Consider the following 16,177-nt stretch of genomic DNA (forward strand, 5'->3'; position numbering starts at 1 on the left):
TTTTATTTTGTCTGCGATTTGTGTAGAACAAAATCACTGAACACATAATAGGAGCAAATGGATGAAAGTCTTAGTGCAGCGCTCTTCAGCTGCGAAAGTCGAAGTAGATGGCGAGATCGTTGGTGCAATCGATCATGGGCAAGTGGTGTTGGTTGGAATCGAGAAAGGGGATACGGAAGCCGATACTCAGCGCCTAGCGGACAAGCTTCTAAAGTATCGAATGTTCAGTGACGATGATGGCAAAATGAACCTAAATGTTCAGCAAGTAGGTGGTGGGGTTTTATTGGTTTCGCAATTTACCCTAGCTGCAGAAACCAAAAAAGGCCTGCGTCCGGGCTTCTCTACGGCTGCTATTCCAGAAGAAGGCGAGCGCCTATTTAATGATTTTGTTGCGAAAGTGCGCGCTCAATATGACAAGGTTGCAACAGGGCGCTTTGGTGCGGATATGAAAGTGCAGTTTACCAACGATGGGCCTGTGACCTTTATGTTGGATTAAAGTTTTTGTAGGGCCGCGGTTCCAGCGGGTTTTGGTTTGTGTTTGCAGTGCTGCTCCCTCGCGCAGCGAGGTCCTACAGAAGCTTGGTTCTTGTAGGACCGCGGTTCCCGCGGGAAATTTAAGCCTTACTTGCCTCTGTTTCTTCTTCGTCTTCCTCGACTGGTACACTTCGTCCTGCAAATAGACCCACTTCGAATAGTAGCCACATAGGGATTGCCAATAATGTCTGAGAGAAGATGTCTGGTGGTGTGATCAACATACCTACAACAAAACAGCCTAAAAACACATAAGGACGTTTTTTTGATAGGCTGGCAACTGTTGTGACACCTGCTTTGATCAGTAGATAAGTTGCCACTGGAATTTCAAATGTCACGCCAAATGCAAAGAATAGCTTAAGAACAAAGTTTAAGTAGTTGTTTATATCTGTCATGACTGTGACTTCGCCAGGACCAACAGATGTGAAGAAGCCAAAAATTAAAGGCAGCACTATGAAGTAGGCAAAGGCGATACCGCAGTAAAACAAGATCACACTAGAGATAAGCAAAGGGATTGCGACGGTTTTTTCTTCTTTATATAAAGCTGGGGCGATAAAAGACCAAGCTTGATAAAGAATGTAGGGGATGCCGACTAGTACAGCAAGCGCAAAGGTCAACTTCAACGGAGCTAAGAACGGAGAAGCAACTTCGGTCGCAATCAGTGAGCTTCCTTCAGGCAATAAAGCTCTTAATGGCTCAGAAATAAACAAATACAGTTCATTTGCAAGAGAGTAAAGACCTGCAAAAATGATCAGTACAACTAAAACAGATTTTAGTAAGCGATTTCTAAGCTCAATAAGGTGTGTTACCAAAGGGGCTTGCGTAGGTTCTTCGTGACTCATTTGGGGATTCCCAATGTAAAACTAAGTGCGAGACGCTGTCTCGTCCGTAGATTTCGTGACGACAGGCTCATTCGGAGCAGCTTTAGGCGTTTCGCTAGAAGCGTTAGCTGCGCCAGATGAGGAGCTGGATTCAGTATTGTTTGGCGCTTGAGTTTGTTGCTCAAATTGAGCCGTTTCGCGCATAATTCGTTCGTTGGTTTCTTTGATAGAGCGTTGTAACTCTTCTTGATCCAGCTGAGCATTAATTTCTCTCTGTACAGACTGGATGCTTCGACGAATTTTACGAATCCATAAGCCAGCTGTTTTCGCTGCAGTAGGAAGTCTTTCTGGTCCCAGAATGAGCAACCCTACGACGAAAACAACCAGTAATTCAGAAAAGCCGATGTCGAACACAGGTTAGGCGCTCTTATCGTCTTGCTTCTTGTCGTCTTGGATGGCCTTAGCTTGGTTTTGGCTATCCTTTGCTTCCTCATCATTGTTAACAGCTTCTTTGAAGCCTTTAACTGCACCACCCAGATCTGAACCTAAGCTTTTTAGCTTTTTAGTGCCAAAAATTAAGATAAGAATAGCTAGGACGATTAATAACTGCCAAATACTGATGCCACCCATGTGTGGAACTCCTACTTCGTTCGGTTGGCTTTTTCTTCTAAGCCAGACAAATTAAAACGGCGAGCTAACTCATCTAAAATATCTTGGGGTTCAAGTTCCAGATGAGAGAGCATTACAAGTGTATGGAACCAAAGGTCTGCCGTTTCGTAGATTACGTCTTTTTTGTCTCCGGATATCATTGCATCTTTCGCAGCAAGAATCGTTTCAACACTTTCCTCACCAACTTTCTCAAGGATTTTATTTAATCCTTTCGCATGTAAGCTGGCAACATAAGACGAATCAGCAGTAGCAGACTTTCGTTCTTCTAACGTTGTGGCTAATTCGGCCAAAACATCAATTTTCATTATAATCTCTCAAATGTTACGGTTTTAATACTAGCAGGTATATGCCGCCTAAAAACAGAGCTAAACTTAAAATATCAGCATCAGCTAGATGCTCCAGAGCAATGTTATCAGTTGTTACCCAAGCCGCGCCTAAAGCTAATAAGCCAAGTAATTTGAATGGCTGATTATGGCGCGAACGTCGAAGCTCTTTGCGAATCTGATTGAGTGCTTCTGTTTGCTCTTGAATTCGGTTTTCTTGTTGTGACAAATGGGTCATTGTCGAAAACACTAGGTTAGGTATCTGTGGCAGATGTCCAGCCCACTCAGGTGCTTGTTTCTTAACCTCGTCTAATAAGCGTCGTGGTCCTACTTGTTCGCTCATCCATCGCTCTAAGAATGGCTTCGCTGTGATCCATAAATCCAGGTCAGGGTAAAGTTGGCGCCCTAGACCTTCGATGTTAAGCAGTGTTTTTTCAAGCAGCACAAGCTGCGGCTGAACTTCCATATTAAAGCGTCGCGCCGTTTGGAACAGCCCAAGCAGTACCTGCCCGAAAGAAATCTCCTTCAGCGGCTTGGCAAACATGGGTTCACAAACACTGCGAATTGCAGACTCAAAGGCATGAACAGGCGTGCCTTTAGGGACCCAGCCACTTTCAACATGCAGTTCCGCTACCATGCGGTAATCACGTTTAAAGAATGCGAGTAGATTGCGAGCTAAGTAGTTTTTGTCGGCATCATCCAAACTACCCATGATGGCACAGTCAATGGCTATGTACTTGGGCTTCTCAGGATTGGAAGGGTCGACAAAAATATTGCCTGGGTGCATGTCCGCATGAAAGAAACTGTGTGAGAACACTTGGGTGAAAAAAATCTCAACGCCACGTTCTGCCAGTACTTTCATATTGACGTTCTGGGCGCGCAATGCCGCTATGTCGGCAACAGGAATACCTGAAATGCGTTCCATCACCATTACGTTGCGGCGGCTATAATCCCAATAGATTTGCGGCACATACAGTAAATCAGAGTTGTCGAAATTACGCTGTAAAAGGCCAGTATTAGCGGCTTCTTTGGCAAGGTCTAACTCATCAAGGATGGTGTACTCGTAGTCCTGAACCACCTCGACTGGGCGTAAGCGACGCCCATCAGTACTGGTTTTGGCGATAAAATATGCCAACATGTAGAGCAGACGAATATCTTGCTTGATGGTTTTTTCAATGTTTGGGCGAATAACTTTCACTACAACGCTTTCACCTGTTTTGAGCGTTGCAGTATGAACTTGGGCAATAGAAGCTGAAGCTAAAGGTTTGCGATCAAACTCATTGAAAATCGTATCGACACTTTCACCCAAGTCTTTTTCAATAATTTGACAGGCAATATCACCCGAGAACGGCGGAACTCGATCTTGTAGTCGTGCCAGCTCATCAGCGATATCATCTGGCAAGAGATCTCTTCGGGTGGATAGAATTTGACCGAATTTAACAAAAATAGGTCCAAGAGATTCCAGCGCTAAGCGCAGGCGCTCACCGCGATTACGTTCACGACCTTTTCGGCCAATAGACAATAATATGCCGACGGTATATTTAAGATACCAAGGCAACAAATGAATCGGGATGAAAGTATCTAAACGATAACGCAATACGGTGGTAACGATACGCAAGAAACGAATGCTACTGTTCCACATGATTAAAATTTAAACCCTTTGTGTAAGGCGACAATCCCGCCTGTCAAATTCTGATAGCTTACTCGTTCAAATCCAACTTCTTCCATCATGCCTTTAAGTGTTTCTTGGTCAGGGTGCATGCGGATTGACTCGGCTAAGTAGCGATAACTTTCTGAGTCATTAGCAATGATTTTGCCCATAAAGGGTAGTAATCGGAAAGAATACTGATCGTAAATAGTACTCAGGCATTCTGTCTCAGGTTTTGAAAACTCAAGTACTAAAAGACGACCGCCAGGCTTCAAAACTCGCTGCATAGACGCCAACGCTTTTGACTTATCGGTGACATTTCGAAGACCAAAGGCAATGGTGATGCAGTCAAAGGTGTTATCCGGAAATGGTAACTCTTCCGCGTTTGCTTGGACATATTGTACGTTACCAACAACCCCTAAGTTTGCTAGCTTATCGCGTCCAACTTTTAACATAGAGTCATTAATGTCAGCTAAAATGACTTGACCAGACGCTCCAACAAGACGAGAAAACTTCGCGGTTAGATCTCCTGTACCACCAGCAATATCTAGTACTTTTTGGCCTGCTCGCACACCAGATTGGCTAATAGTATGTCGCTTCCATAAACGGTGAATGCCTCCAGACATCAGATCATTCATAATGTCGTATTTTGCAGCCACTGAGTGGAAAACTTGGGCCACAGCGTCCACTTTTTGATCCGTTGGGATTTCTTTAAAGCCAAAATGGGTGGTGTTGTCTTTATCTTGCATAACAGTTCGTTCCTAATACATCTTTAGGCGGGCAAATTAAATAATCATTAGTTTGGTATTGTAACCGTGTCCGGTCATAGGTTGCACGATAAAGCCAACTAATTATCTCGAATAACAGTATTTCGCCCTTTTTCTTTTGCTTGGTATAAAAGCTTATCCGTACGAGCAAAGAGTTCGTCATGAGACTCTTTGCCATTAAAAATACTAACACCAATGGATATGGTGACGGAAACAGGGTCGCCACTCATATTAAAAGGTGTTTTCGCTACAATTTCGCGAACTTTTTGGCAGTAATCGAATGCCTGATCCAATGAGGTCATTGGGAAGACAATCAGAAACTCTTCACCACCATACCGGAACATTAAATGCTCTTTCTTTAGGACGCTGTGCATCTGTTTTGGGATCAGCTTAAGAACTTTATCACCCGCTAAGTGGCCCCAAGTATCATTGATTTTTTTGAAATGATCGACATCACAAATGGCGATACACAAAGGGCTACCCGTTTGCGCTGAGGATGTCAGAAGGGGAAAGATTGTCTCTTGATAAGCTGCCCGGTTGGGTAAGCCTGTTAAGGCATCGGATAAGGCTTGGGCAATTTTATCCTGCATATTTGAGCGTAACTGGTTGGCGTCTTGCTCCATTCTACTAACTTTATTTTTAAGCTGAGTAATGGATTGAGCTGCTTGCTTTTCTTGAGCATGCATCTTGTCCTGGAATGTTGCCATTGCTTCGGTAATGGTATGCATGCGCTCATCAATCAACGTTTTAAGAGAGTTCAAATCCGTTGCATTACGAACGTCAGTTTGTGTGTTATCAACATGCTGCTTAAATGTATCACTGAAGTCCTTTCTGCTGGAGGACATGTTTTTTTGCGCTTTATAATTGGTAAGTATCGAAGCGTTAATGCTTGCCAATTGCTGATTGAGCTGACTTAGATAAGAGGTTAAATCTTCTTGGGTTTTGCCAACGGCAACCATTATCAGATTGATAACTTCGTCTAGTAGAGCTGGTAGATGGTTTAAATCACTGTTACCTGTGAGCGCTTTTTGGATATCAAGGAGTTGATCTCGGTATACATCCGGCAAAGTAATGTTGGTTAATAGTGCCGCCAGTGTATGACTAACATGAGACATGATTTCAGAGTGAGAACTGGCCGGCTTTTCATCACCAGACTTTCGACGAAACAAACGTCCTAGCAAAGATTTGCTTTTGGGAGATGCTGTCGGGTTTTGTAAGGTTTCAGAGACAGCTTGAACCACTTTTTTGAGAAGTTCTGGCCATGTAGATGTGGTCTGCCAGTGTCTTCGTATCTCGGTCTCTAATTCTTTTTTTAGCAGTACCGAAAATTGCGTACTCGGTAACTCTTCAACTGTATCAATAAGTTGCAAAAGTTGTGCTCGAAACACTTGGGCTCGGGCTAGGCGCTCCTCATCGTATTTTAAAACCAGAGGTTCTAAGGTTTGCAAGGTTTGCTGGAGTACTTCTGGCTCTTGTGATTTACCAAGATTAGCGCGAATGCTTTGCAGCGTGGCATCCAGCTCTGGATCATTACCCTCTGCCAACATACTGGTTCGGGAAATCGCTTTTAATAAGCTTTCAATTACTATGTCCTGAGCTGGAGCCATGAATATATCCTAAATCATTCTTACTGCTTTGCTTGGCGTTCTTGTTCGATCAAGTAATCAACCACAGAGTAAATGTTATTATTGCCGCCTGCCGTTGCAGCGGTGACTAAGTACTTACCGTTGACGATCAATCCTGGGACGCCACGAGCACCATAGGCTCTTATTTTAGCATCTGCTTGAGAAAGACGGCTGTTTACAGCAAAAGAATTGTATTGTTTTCGAAATTCATCTTCTGAAACGCCGTAATTCGTGAAGAATTCAGCCAATGCATCTTCGCTGTTCATAGGCTTATGGTCTTGGTGTATGGCGTTGAAAAGATCTGCATGAAGTTTTTCTTCGACTCCAAGGATATCTGCAACATGGAATGCTTTCGCATGAGCAAGCCAGTTACGACCAAATACCGCTGGCATGTATTTGAAGTCAACATCATCAGCGATGGTTTTTTTCCAAGCTTGAGTAATTGGGTCTAGACTGTAACAGTGCGGGCATCCATACCAGAAAATTTCAACGACTTCGACTTTATCTGGGTTAGCGGTACGAACTGGATTTTTGATTGTAGTGTAGCCATTGCCATCGCTGTATTCCTGTGCCCAAGCACTTGCGAAGGGTAATAATAACGTGACCATTAAGGCTGTAAAAAGCTTTTTCATCTAATGCTCCTAAAATTGTGATGACTTCTGTGCACCCACTGGGAATGGATAAAGGTAGGATGCTTCAGTACACATAAAGTTCGATTTACAGCATAAGTTTACATGTAATAAACAACAAAAATCCCCCTAAAAGGAGGATTTTATTTCAACTAAAAGCAAACATTTGTATCGTTAATTAATACAAGCCCTGAATGTAGCTTGATACCGCTTGGATTTCGCGCTCATTCATTTTGAAAGCAATGTTTTGCATGATTTTAGCTGCGTCGTTATTACGTTCACCAGATTGGAAAGTTCTTAGCTGCGTTGCAGTGTAGTCTGCGTGTTGCCCGCTAAGTTGCGGGAAGCTCGCAGAATTAAGTCCTTTACCTGCTGGTCCATGACACGCCATGCAAGCTGGAACACCTGTCGCAGGGTTACCATTACGGTATAAACTTTTACCTGCTTCAACGAGTTCTGCATCCGCTTGGCCGACCATAACATTCTGACTTGCAAAATAGGCAGCAATGTCTGCCATATTTTGATCTGACAAGCCGTCTAATAGCCCCGTCATTTGCGCTACATTGCGGGCCCCTGATTTGATATCAGACATTTGTTTGAGTAAGTAGGATTCGTTTTGTCCTGCAAGCTTGGGCCAAGTTGGGGCTAAACTGTTACCATCCGCTCCATGGCAGGCGCTACACACCGCAGTGAGTGGTTTTCCTGCATCAGGGTTGCCTTCAGCAATCGCAACGGATGTTGCTCCAACTGTTACTAACAGACCGATAAGAACTTTTTTCATTCGCTGCCTCTGAATGTGCTTAAACTGAAGTAACTGAACATCTTATTTCTGGCATCAAGATGTTTCGATTTCTGTTATGCTTACCAGTATGAACCGGGCACAGCCTCGTTGAGCCAGTAAGCAGAATGGCTCGCATTATATACAACTGTGCAAAAACTTATAACGCGATACAATTTCTCATTGACTGATATCAATCTATGACGCCATTCGACTCCGTATTTCAATCCGCTTACTTTATTAAAAGTGCGGAAAAGCTTTCTCAATGTCCTTTAGACCAAGGTTTAGAGGTGGCTTTTGCTGGCCGTTCAAACGCCGGTAAATCTACATCGCTTAATACTCTGGCAAACCAGCGTAAACTTGCACGTACTTCAAAAACCCCTGGTCGCACTCAGTTAATCAACTGCTTTGGACTTAATGTAGAAGACCGTCGCTTGGTGGATTTACCAGGTTATGGCTTTGCTAAAGTTCCTGTTGCCATGAAAGAAAATTGGCAAGCACACATGCAGGACTACCTTATGAACCGCCGCTCGTTGGTGGGCGTGGTGTTGGTCATGGATATTCGCCATCCACTTAAAGAGTTCGATGACATGATGTTGGAGTGGGCAGCGGCCAATGGCGTTAAGGTACACGCACTGTTAACCAAATCCGATAAGCTTAAACGTGGACCAGCAAAATCAACCATGTTGAAGGTTAGACAGGAAATGAAAAAGCGGGGTGTAGAAGGATCGGCGCAGACATTCTCAGGCCTTAATAACGATGGTGTGGATGAATTGCGACTGAAACTTGCCGAGTGGTTGGACCTTGAGAACCCGACAGAAATTCCTGTGAATCTATAACATCACTATTTTAGGCTTTACCTAAATATGAAAATGGCTTCCGTACCTAAGGTAGGGAAGCCATTTTTTTTATGCCGTTTTAATCGCTAAATACGAGTGCAAATGTGCCTTACTGCGGCTGCATGTACTGCTTTAGGAAGGTATCAAAATCCACTTGATCGCTGCTTTCGATTTTAGCTTGTTCCGCGATGGAGTGTTCCGCCCATTGTTTAAATTTCTGCTGTAATTCTGGCGACACTTCTTGTGCGAGCCATGCTTGCTGCTGAGCTTTACCGATTGACAGCATGGCTTCTTGGTAGCTGCCGTATTGCTCACACTGTTGTAAAACTTGTGCTGCCGGTAAGGTATCTAGATTGGCTAGCTTATTTTGTTGATGCACCAAGCTGTCTAGGTAGGCAGAATTTCCGGTTTGATCACTTAAGAACTTGGCGATCTCGTGCATGTGAGATAGAAGCTCAGACGCCTTATCGCGTAGTGGAATCGGACCAAAACCAAAATCAAACGGTGTGTCCAACTCACGGCCATGAGTAGCAATTTCTTGTTGTGTCTTACGTAGCTGCTGACACTCATCCATCCCAAGACGGTCGTCTCCATGTAGCATGCAACACATTAAAAACGTATCCAAGAAATATAATGTTTCGGGCTTCATGCCAATCGGTGACGTTGGATCAAGGTCCATAATGCGGACTTCGATGTATTCAACCCCACGCTTTTGTAAGGCTGCACTAGGATGTTCACCGGATTGCGTGACTCGTTTTGGGCGAATGTCACTGTAGTATTCGTTCTCTATCTGCAGAATATTGTGGCTCAGTTGTTTGTAATCGCCGTCTACTTTTACGCCAATCTTTTCATAAGCCGGATAAGGGGTTTTTAGGGCCCCTTTGATCGTGTTGATATAGGTATCAACTTCGTTGTAACACACGAATAAACCGTCTTGGGCTTTATTTTGATAGCCAATATCACTCATTCGTAGTGATGTGGCGTTAAGTCCCGCCCAAGTCCGATCACCTAGCGTGGTTAACTTTTCTGGTTTATGAGGTAGAAAGCTGGAGTCAATCGCAGGAGAGGCCCCAAATAGCAAAGACAGCACCCATGACTTGCGGCGGAAGTTTCGAATTAACGCGAAGTACTGTTGCGACTTAAACTCTTTTAATGCTTTTTCGCTGCTAATGTCGACGCCGCGATAATCTGCTAAAAATGTCCAAAAGCTATCGCTGAAAGAAAAGTTGTAATGCATGCCTGCGATGCACTGCATGATGCGGCCATAACGATTAGACAGGCCTTCTCGGTAAACCCGCTTAAGCTTGCCCGAATTTGACTCACCGTAATAAGCAATTGGCACTTCGGCGTTGCTTGATAAAGCACAAGGCATACTACCAGGCCATAGGCATTCGTCTTGCTGGTCCAGCACGCGATTGGTCATTAAATGAATATCTCGTAGCTCGCTGATCACACCTTCTACTGAGTCATGAACGCCAGTAATAAACTCCATCAATGCTTCAGAGTAATCTGTCGTGATTGAAGAATGTGTAAGAGGTGACCCCAATGCAGTAGGGTGTGGCAACTGAGAGATTTTTCCATCCTGTCGTGACACGCGAAGTGCTTCACGTTCTACGCCTCGATGAAAAGTGATAGCGGACAGATCGCCACTTTGAGTCATGCTCTGGTCAAGTTTTGCCAGAGCGTCATGTATGTTGCGCAACAAGAGGAATTGTCCTAATTCGAATGATAAGATGATTGGATTGTACAAGGCATTTCTTTCACACGGCAAGAAAACCACAGAACAGTTGCGCAAAGATTACAGAATTGACGTTATGTGGCATCATAGCCCGTCAAATACAAAGGAACTTTTTGGTGTATGCATACTCCATTAATCAAATTGTTTAGCATTGCCTTTCTTTTGGCCGGTTTGGTTGCCTTCAGCTGGTACTCCGTCGATGACGCTGCTTCTTCAGATGCCATACAATGTGACGTGAATACGGGGGCTTGCGATAAAATTGCCGACATTGAACTGATGTTTGAATCTGCGATTGTTGCAAATAAGCCCTTGCTGGTGAGCTTTCGTTTACCTGAAAATGCGCAGCAGCAAGTGCCGTATTTTAATGCGACATTGACCGGACAAGAAATGTATATGGGGATAACGCAAATCCAATTAGAACGCGTTGCTCAAACGAGTCTTTATCAAGGTGAATTGCGTATACCCGTTTGCACTACCTCAGCGATGTCATGGCAATTAGCGATCTCTGTGCCTGATGCTGACGTTGAGCCATTACATTATCAATTTACTCTCATGCAACCTTAGGATTTCGTTATGAAGCTAAAACCCATAGTGCTGTTTGCTATGTTGGCCATTCTGGCAGTTGTTGGAACCTTATTAGCTTTCCAAAAAAGCAATGACTCCAATCCAACACCAGGAAAAATAGGTGGAGACTTTACTTTGTCTTCGGCAACGGGAGCAGCTTCCTTAAGTGATTACGAAGGCAAGTTGAAACTGTTGTTTTTTGGCTACACTCACTGTCCAGATGTGTGCCCGCTCACCTTGGCCAACGTCAAAGTCGGTCTAAAACAACTACCTGAAGAACTGAAACAACAGGTTCAAGTAGTATTTGTCAGTGTTGACCCTGAGCGTGACACGCCAGATCACCTAGAAGAGTATGTCCACTTCTTTGATCCAAGCTTTGTCGGTCTAACAGGCACAAAAGAAGAGATTGACCGGGTGGTACGTCAGTATGGCGCGTTCTACCGTATTGAAAAGGGTGATGCGAAAAACTACACAGTCAGCCACAGTGCGCGTCTATACGTGATTGGCAAAGATAACGAGATTAAGCAATATCTTTACCACGACTCGAAATCCGAAGAAATCGCCGAAGCCATTAAAAAGCAGCTTTTATAGGGTAAGTCTATTTCCCGCGGAAACCGCGGTCCTACGATTTGTTAAAACCGAGTTTTGTAGGACTGCGCTGTGCGCAGGAACAAGCTTTTGCTGGCACGGAAAGTCTATTTCCCGCGGAAACCGCGGTCCTACAGTAGAAATAAAAATGGCCGCATTATGCGGCCATTTTTGTAGAAAGCTGAAGCTTAAAGGCGCATCTCAATACCTGCAGCTTGCATGGTTTCTTTCGCTTCTTGGATCGAGTATTCGCCAAAGTGGAAGATACTCGCCGCCAATACTGCGTCAGCTTTACCTTCAGTAACACCCTCTACTAAGTGTTGTAGGTTACCTACACCACCGGATGCGATGACAGGCACGTGAACCGCTTCACTGATGGCGCGTGTTACGCCAAGATCGAAGCCGTTTTTAGTACCGTCACGGTCCATACTGGTCAGCAGGATTTCACCTGCGCCTAGATCAACCATTTTCTTCGCCCATTCAACCGCGTCTAAACCGGTTGGCTTACGACCGCCATGGGTAAAGATTTCCCATTTGTCAGGCTCGCCTTCAGCGCTCACTTTCTTCGCATCAATTGCCACAACGATACATTGTGAACCAAAACGTTCTGCGGCTTCACGAACAAACTCAGGATTAAAAACCGCAGCGGTATTGATGCCCACTTTGTCTGCGCCAGCGTTTAGCATGCGACGAATGTCTTCGCAGGTACGGATACCGCCACCTACTGTCAGAGGAATAAATACCTCAGCAGCAATGGCTTCTACCATGTGTACCGTTGTTTCGCGGTCATCAGAGCTTGCCGTGATGTCCAAGAACGTGATCTCGTCAGCGCCTTGCTCGTTGTAGCGCTTAGCAACCTCAACCGGGTCGCCAGCATCACGGATATCAACGAATTGAACACCTTTAACAACGCGGCCATTGTCCACGTCTAGGCACGGAATAATACGTTTAGCTAATCCCATTTTACTTTCCTATGCAGTGGACTAAGGCTTGCCATCCCAGTGGATGAAGTTTTTATACAGTTGCAAACCGTCTTTGTGGCTCTTCTCAGGGTGGAATTGCACGGCAAATACGTTATCGCGTGCCAGTGCCACACAGAAGTCATGGCCGTAGTTACATGTGCCTGCTACTTCGTCTTTGTTACCCGCTACCACATAGTAGCTGTGTACAAAGTAGAAGCGCGCGCCGCTTTCGATGCCTTCCCAAAGAGGGTGGTTCATCGTTTGTGTTACTTGGTTCCAGCCCATGTGCGGTACTTTTAATTTCGTACCGTCCACGTCTTTGTGGTTGTTGCCAAAGAATAGAGCATTGCCATCAAAGTGGTTTAAACAATCCACGCCGCCGTTTTCTTCACTGTGTGCCATCAAAGATTGAATGCCAACACAGATCGCCATAAAGGGCTTTTCCGCCATGGCTTTTTGAATCGCTGGCACCAGACCTTGTGCTTTCATTTCAGCGATACAGTCACGAATCGCGCCAACGCCAGGCAGCAAAACACGGTCAGCCGCATCAATCACGGCGGGGTCGCTGGTGACAACGATTTCAGTATTTTCATCTGCTGCGTGCTCAAGGGCTTTGGCAACAGAGTGAAGGTTGCCCATGCCATAATCAATCACAGCAACAATAGACTTTGTTTGTGTACTCATGAGTAGGTGGATCCTATTACAAGCAGCCTTTAGTCGATGGCATTTGGCCTGCCATACGCTCATCCAATTCTAGTGCCATACGTAAAGCACGACCGAACGCTTTAAAAATCGTTTCTGCTTGGTGGTGAGTGTTTTTTCCGCGCAGGTTATCTAAGTGTAAAGTTACCTTTGCATGGTTAATGAAACCGTGGAAAAACTCTGAAAATAGATCAACGTCAAAACCGCCAACAGAAGCACGAGTGAAGGGGACGTGCATCTCAAGGCCTGGACGACCAGAGAAGTCGATTACTACGCGTGAAAGGGCTTCATCTAGTGGTACATAAGCATGGCCGTAACGGCGAATGCCTTTCTTGTCGCCCACTGCTTTATCGAAGGCCTGACCGAGGGTAATCCCTAAATCTTCAACCGTATGGTGTGCGTCGATATGTAGGTCGCCAACAGCATGAATATCAAGGTCTATAAGGCCATGACGAGCAACTTGATCTAGCATGTGATCAAGAAAAGGAACGCCAGTTTCGCAGTTAAACTTACCTGTGCCATCAAGGTTCACAGTGACTTTAATTTGCGTTTCAAGCGTATTGCGTTCGACGGTTGCAATCCGGTTGGACATGTAGGGAACTCTCCGCTTTTTAAATCAGGTTTTCAACCCAGTGAATGTGATTTGAACGCTATTATAAAACGTGCACGGCTTTGCTTCTATGCTTTTCCTACCTATTAGGTGGATCGAAAAAGACAATTAAGATGCTATGATTTGAAAAGTTATCAAATTCTCGATTACCAAGGGTGGGAATCAATATGGTTTGGGTTAAGCGTTTAGGTTTGTTGCTGGCGGCGCTCGTTGTACTGATCGTGGCGGCCATTGTCTATGTACTTGTGTTTGTCGATCCGAATCAGTTCAAAGATGAGCTGAAAACCATCGCTAAAGAAAAAGCCAATATGACGTTACGGATGGATGGCGATATTGATTGGTCAATCTATCCGCGAGTAGGGCTTAGTCTTGAAAATTTTGGTGTCGCACTAGGTAATGACCCTGAATTAATGAGCTTTTCTAAAGCAGAATTTGGCGTTCAGTTAATGCCTCTATTTCAACAGAAAATTGAAGTGGATACGGTACGCCTTGAAAACCTCACCGCTAACCTAAAAGTCGACAAAAACGGCCATCCAAATTGGCAAGTGGAAACTGCTGGAACCAGCACAGCAGACGCTTCAAGTGACACCGCTGCTGACAGCAGTGGCGACAGTAGTTTTACCATGCCTGAGATCGCATTGGATGAACTGGCTTTGGTCAATGCACACATCATCTATGAAGATGAACGTACTGGCATGCGCTCTGATGTGGTGTCGAATGTGACCTTCAAAAACGTACGCTTGGATGAGTCTTGGCCGATGGAGTTTGATGCTAAAATCACGCAGTCTAACTTGGATGGTTCTAATCCTTTGACTGCAGAAGTGGATTTCGGTGCAGACTTCACTCTTTTTGCAGAGCGTCAAAGTGTCTCATTGGCCAATCTAGCGCTTAACGGCTCTGTCAGTGGAGCCACTCTGCCAGTATCACCATTGGATATGAAACTGAATGTGGCACAACTGGATTTTGATTTGCCACAAGAAAACGCGTCCATTGAAGGGCTGGCAATCAATACACTGGGCATGAACATCACAGGGCAAGTGAATGCTTACCAAGTGCTTAGCGCTCCAGAGTTTAATGCAGTGGTGGATGTGGAGCAGTTTTCACCAAAAGCGGTGCTGTCGAAGTTAAAGATTTCGCTACCTGAGATGGCTGACGATTCCGTGCTTGAGAAAGCTAGCTTAAATATTGTCGCGGAAGGCACGGCACAACGAATTAAGGCGCAGCCAATCTCGATTATGTTTGATGACACGGCCATAGAAGCCAATGCGTTAGTGAATCTTGACCCACTTAATTGGGACATTGCCATAGCGGGTAAAAACTTAGATGTAGACCGCTATTTACCACCTATTAAAGACCCTGAGCAAAATGCAGAAGAAGCCACTGCGCCAGCGGACGCGTCGACTGGCACTGAGCAAGATCTGATTCCAGTGGAATTGGTACGCTCATTAAACGGCCACATTGGTGTGGCGTTTGATAACATCAAAATAAAGAATCTACAGTTAGATAAACTGGAGCTGGACTCTACCCAAGCCAATGGTAAAGTACGCGTCGCGCCAGCCCGAGTGAGTCTTTATGATGGTCAAGCGACTGTGCAAGCCCTGTTAGATGTAACGGGGAAAACGCCTCGGATTAACGTGTCACCAAGCATTGATAGCGTGCAAATTCTGCCGCTGCTTAACGACTTTATGGCGCTTGAGAAAATACGTGGTGCGACCAATCTAAGTGGTGATCTGACCACTAAAGGTAACCGTATTGATGACCTGATCAGCAACTTGAATGGCGACTTGTTAGTGAACATTGCTGACGGTGCTTTGATCGGTACTAACTACACCCAGATGGTATGTAAAGGCATTGCATTGGCTCGTACTGAATCTTTGAATGACGACTCATTCCAAGACGATACGCCTTTTGAAACCATGCGTATTCCAGCGAAAATCGTCAATGGTCAAGTGTCGACACCAGGACTCACCATGCAGTCGCTGACCCTAGGAGTGACGGGCGATGGTACTATCTCGCTACCGACAAACAGTCTGAAGTATGAAACGTACGTGGCGCTGGTTGGCAGTGGTCTGGATGAAAGCTGTGCTGTGAGTGAAAGCATCGCCAATGTTAAATTCCCGATTGTTTGTGAAGGCAACTATTTTGAGGATGCAGCGAGTCTTTGTCGACCAGATGTGAAAGGCTTTGTAAAAGCGTTTGCAGCAGAAGACATTGCCAAAGCGAAGGCTAAGCTTGAAGCAGAAAAAGCTCGCGCCCAAGAAAAACTGGACGCAGAAAAAGCGCGTGCTCAAGAGAAATTGGATGAGAAAAAGCAGGAAGCAAAACAAGAGCTTGAGGATAAGCTAAAGAACAAACTTAATAACTTCTTTAATTAACGGTAGTC

At 44.9% G+C, this 16,177-nt stretch carries 18 protein-coding genes; 5 read left to right on the forward strand and 13 right to left on the reverse strand.

From position 1 onward, the window contains the following. Positions 1 to 61 precede the first annotated feature (61 nt). Positions 62 to 496 carry a D-aminoacyl-tRNA deacylase gene (gene dtd, locus JHD44_RS12155; protein ID WP_199463015.1) on the forward strand — a complete coding sequence of 145 codons (435 nt, stop codon included), beginning with the start codon at positions 62 to 64 and terminating at the stop codon, positions 494 to 496. 118 nt (positions 497 to 614) lie between these two features. On the opposite strand, the gene tatC is transcribed toward dtd, so the two are convergent. The 9 genes from tatC to JHD44_RS12200 form a co-directional block, all read right to left on the reverse strand. Next, the gene (gene tatC, locus JHD44_RS12160; protein WP_199463016.1) at positions 615 to 1,373 is read right to left on the reverse strand and encodes a twin-arginine translocase subunit TatC; all 759 of its coding nucleotides are present in this window, start codon (positions 1,371 to 1,373) and stop codon (positions 615 to 617) included. Between the two features lie 21 nt (positions 1,374 to 1,394). Further along, positions 1,395 to 1,766: a Sec-independent protein translocase protein TatB gene (tatB, locus tag JHD44_RS12165; protein WP_199463017.1), complete on the reverse strand. Its 372-nt coding sequence runs from the start codon at positions 1,764 to 1,766 to the stop codon at positions 1,395 to 1,397. Positions 1,767 to 1,769: 3 nt separating this feature from the next. After that, complete coding sequence (tatA, locus tag JHD44_RS12170) at positions 1,770 to 1,982, reverse strand: Sec-independent protein translocase subunit TatA (protein ID WP_199463018.1); 213 nt, start codon at positions 1,980 to 1,982, stop codon at positions 1,770 to 1,772. 11 nt (positions 1,983 to 1,993) lie between these two features. Further along, positions 1,994 to 2,326 (reverse strand): phosphoribosyl-ATP diphosphatase, encoded by a 333-nt coding sequence (locus JHD44_RS12175; RefSeq protein WP_199463019.1) that lies wholly within the window; start codon positions 2,324 to 2,326, stop codon positions 1,994 to 1,996. Positions 2,327 to 2,342: 16 nt separating this feature from the next. Continuing rightward, entirely contained in the window at positions 2,343 to 3,986 is a 1,644-nt protein-coding gene (gene ubiB / locus JHD44_RS12180; protein WP_199463020.1) for a ubiquinone biosynthesis regulatory protein kinase UbiB, read from the reverse strand. Positions 3,987 to 3,988: 2 nt separating this feature from the next. After that, entirely contained in the window at positions 3,989 to 4,741 is a 753-nt protein-coding gene (gene ubiE / locus JHD44_RS12185; protein WP_199463021.1) for a bifunctional demethylmenaquinone methyltransferase/2-methoxy-6-polyprenyl-1,4-benzoquinol methylase UbiE, read from the reverse strand. A 98-nt stretch (positions 4,742 to 4,839) separates the two neighbouring features. Continuing rightward, entirely contained in the window at positions 4,840 to 6,366 is a 1,527-nt protein-coding gene (locus JHD44_RS12190; protein WP_199463022.1) for a GGDEF domain-containing protein, read from the reverse strand. 20 nt (positions 6,367 to 6,386) lie between these two features. Then, positions 6,387 to 7,016 carry a thiol:disulfide interchange protein DsbA/DsbL gene (locus tag JHD44_RS12195; protein WP_199463023.1) on the reverse strand — a complete coding sequence of 210 codons (630 nt, stop codon included), beginning with the start codon at positions 7,014 to 7,016 and terminating at the stop codon, positions 6,387 to 6,389. A gap of 175 nt (positions 7,017 to 7,191) precedes the next feature. Further along, complete coding sequence (locus tag JHD44_RS12200; protein ID WP_199463024.1) at positions 7,192 to 7,794, reverse strand: c-type cytochrome; 603 nt, start codon at positions 7,792 to 7,794, stop codon at positions 7,192 to 7,194. A 197-nt stretch (positions 7,795 to 7,991) separates the two neighbouring features. Here JHD44_RS12200 and yihA point away from each other — a divergent pair, with 197 nt between their 5' ends. Next, complete coding sequence (gene yihA, locus JHD44_RS12205) at positions 7,992 to 8,630, forward strand: ribosome biogenesis GTP-binding protein YihA/YsxC (RefSeq protein WP_199463025.1); 639 nt, start codon at positions 7,992 to 7,994, stop codon at positions 8,628 to 8,630. 109 nt (positions 8,631 to 8,739) lie between these two features. Here the strand turns inward: yihA and gshA are convergent, their stop codons facing one another. Further along, positions 8,740 to 10,335: a glutamate--cysteine ligase gene (gshA, locus tag JHD44_RS12210; RefSeq protein ID WP_233402081.1), complete on the reverse strand. Its 1,596-nt coding sequence runs from the start codon at positions 10,333 to 10,335 to the stop codon at positions 8,740 to 8,742. A 153-nt stretch (positions 10,336 to 10,488) separates the two neighbouring features. Between gshA and JHD44_RS12215 the strand changes: the two genes are divergently transcribed. Both JHD44_RS12215 and JHD44_RS12220 read left to right on the forward strand, forming a co-directional pair. Beyond that, on the forward strand, positions 10,489 to 10,932 hold the full coding sequence (locus JHD44_RS12215) for a hypothetical protein (protein ID WP_199463026.1): 444 nt from the start codon (positions 10,489 to 10,491) through the stop codon (positions 10,930 to 10,932). A gap of 9 nt (positions 10,933 to 10,941) precedes the next feature. Next, entirely contained in the window at positions 10,942 to 11,523 is a 582-nt protein-coding gene (locus JHD44_RS12220; protein ID WP_133562063.1) for an SCO family protein, read from the forward strand. Between the two features lie 185 nt (positions 11,524 to 11,708). Here the strand turns inward: JHD44_RS12220 and hisF are convergent, their stop codons facing one another. Genes hisF through hisB form a run of 3 tightly spaced genes read right to left on the reverse strand, consistent with a single transcriptional unit; the run spans position 11,709 to position 13,776 of the window. Further along, positions 11,709 to 12,482, reverse strand: coding sequence for an imidazole glycerol phosphate synthase subunit HisF (gene hisF, locus JHD44_RS12225; protein ID WP_199463027.1), 774 nt, complete (start codon positions 12,480 to 12,482; stop codon positions 11,709 to 11,711). A gap of 21 nt (positions 12,483 to 12,503) precedes the next feature. After that, positions 12,504 to 13,166 (reverse strand): imidazole glycerol phosphate synthase subunit HisH, encoded by a 663-nt coding sequence (hisH, locus tag JHD44_RS12230; RefSeq protein WP_199463028.1) that lies wholly within the window; start codon positions 13,164 to 13,166, stop codon positions 12,504 to 12,506. 16 nt (positions 13,167 to 13,182) lie between these two features. Beyond that, positions 13,183 to 13,776 carry an imidazoleglycerol-phosphate dehydratase HisB gene (gene hisB, locus JHD44_RS12235; protein ID WP_199463029.1) on the reverse strand — a complete coding sequence of 198 codons (594 nt, stop codon included), beginning with the start codon at positions 13,774 to 13,776 and terminating at the stop codon, positions 13,183 to 13,185. 185 nt (positions 13,777 to 13,961) lie between these two features. Between hisB and JHD44_RS12240 the strand changes: the two genes are divergently transcribed. Then, positions 13,962 to 16,169, forward strand: a complete 2,208-nt coding sequence (locus tag JHD44_RS12240) for an AsmA family protein (RefSeq protein ID WP_199463030.1) — start codon at positions 13,962 to 13,964, stop codon at positions 16,167 to 16,169. The last annotated feature ends 8 nt before the right edge of the window (positions 16,170 to 16,177 follow it).

Source organism: Marinomonas ostreistagni, assembly GCF_016461785.1.
In the GTDB taxonomy this organism is placed as follows: Bacteria; Pseudomonadota; Gammaproteobacteria; order Pseudomonadales; family Marinomonadaceae; genus Marinomonas; species Marinomonas ostreistagni_A.

What these genes read in the sequence shown, in the direction of transcription:
- tatC (WP_199463016.1), bottom strand. Translation starts at nt 1,373, where the DNA reads ATGAGTCACGAAGAACCTACGCAAGCCCCTTTGGTAACACACCTTATT.
- JHD44_RS12195 (WP_199463023.1), bottom strand. Translation starts at nt 7,016, where the DNA reads ATGAAAAAGCTTTTTACAGCCTTAATGGTCACGTTATTATTACCCTTC.
- hisH (WP_199463028.1), bottom strand. Translation starts at nt 13,166, where the DNA reads ATGAGTACACAAACAAAGTCTATTGTTGCTGTGATTGATTATGGCATG.
- tatA (WP_199463018.1), bottom strand. Translation starts at nt 1,982, where the DNA reads ATGGGTGGCATCAGTATTTGGCAGTTATTAATCGTCCTAGCTATTCTT.
- JHD44_RS12240 (WP_199463030.1), top strand. Translation starts at nt 13,962, where the DNA reads ATGGTTTGGGTTAAGCGTTTAGGTTTGTTGCTGGCGGCGCTCGTTGTA.
- ubiB (WP_199463020.1), bottom strand. Translation starts at nt 3,986, where the DNA reads ATGTGGAACAGTAGCATTCGTTTCTTGCGTATCGTTACCACCGTATTG.
- JHD44_RS12190 (WP_199463022.1), bottom strand. Translation starts at nt 6,366, where the DNA reads ATGGCTCCAGCTCAGGACATAGTAATTGAAAGCTTATTAAAAGCGATT.
- JHD44_RS12220 (WP_133562063.1), top strand. Translation starts at nt 10,942, where the DNA reads ATGAAGCTAAAACCCATAGTGCTGTTTGCTATGTTGGCCATTCTGGCA.
- JHD44_RS12175 (WP_199463019.1), bottom strand. Translation starts at nt 2,326, where the DNA reads ATGAAAATTGATGTTTTGGCCGAATTAGCCACAACGTTAGAAGAACGA.
- JHD44_RS12215 (WP_199463026.1), top strand. Translation starts at nt 10,489, where the DNA reads ATGCATACTCCATTAATCAAATTGTTTAGCATTGCCTTTCTTTTGGCC.
- JHD44_RS12200 (WP_199463024.1), bottom strand. Translation starts at nt 7,794, where the DNA reads ATGAAAAAAGTTCTTATCGGTCTGTTAGTAACAGTTGGAGCAACATCC.
- hisB (WP_199463029.1), bottom strand. Translation starts at nt 13,776, where the DNA reads ATGTCCAACCGGATTGCAACCGTCGAACGCAATACGCTTGAAACGCAA.
- ubiE (WP_199463021.1), bottom strand. Translation starts at nt 4,741, where the DNA reads ATGCAAGATAAAGACAACACCACCCATTTTGGCTTTAAAGAAATCCCA.
- hisF (WP_199463027.1), bottom strand. Translation starts at nt 12,482, where the DNA reads ATGGGATTAGCTAAACGTATTATTCCGTGCCTAGACGTGGACAATGGC.
- yihA (WP_199463025.1), top strand. Translation starts at nt 7,992, where the DNA reads ATGACGCCATTCGACTCCGTATTTCAATCCGCTTACTTTATTAAAAGT.
- dtd (WP_199463015.1), top strand. Translation starts at nt 62, where the DNA reads ATGAAAGTCTTAGTGCAGCGCTCTTCAGCTGCGAAAGTCGAAGTAGAT.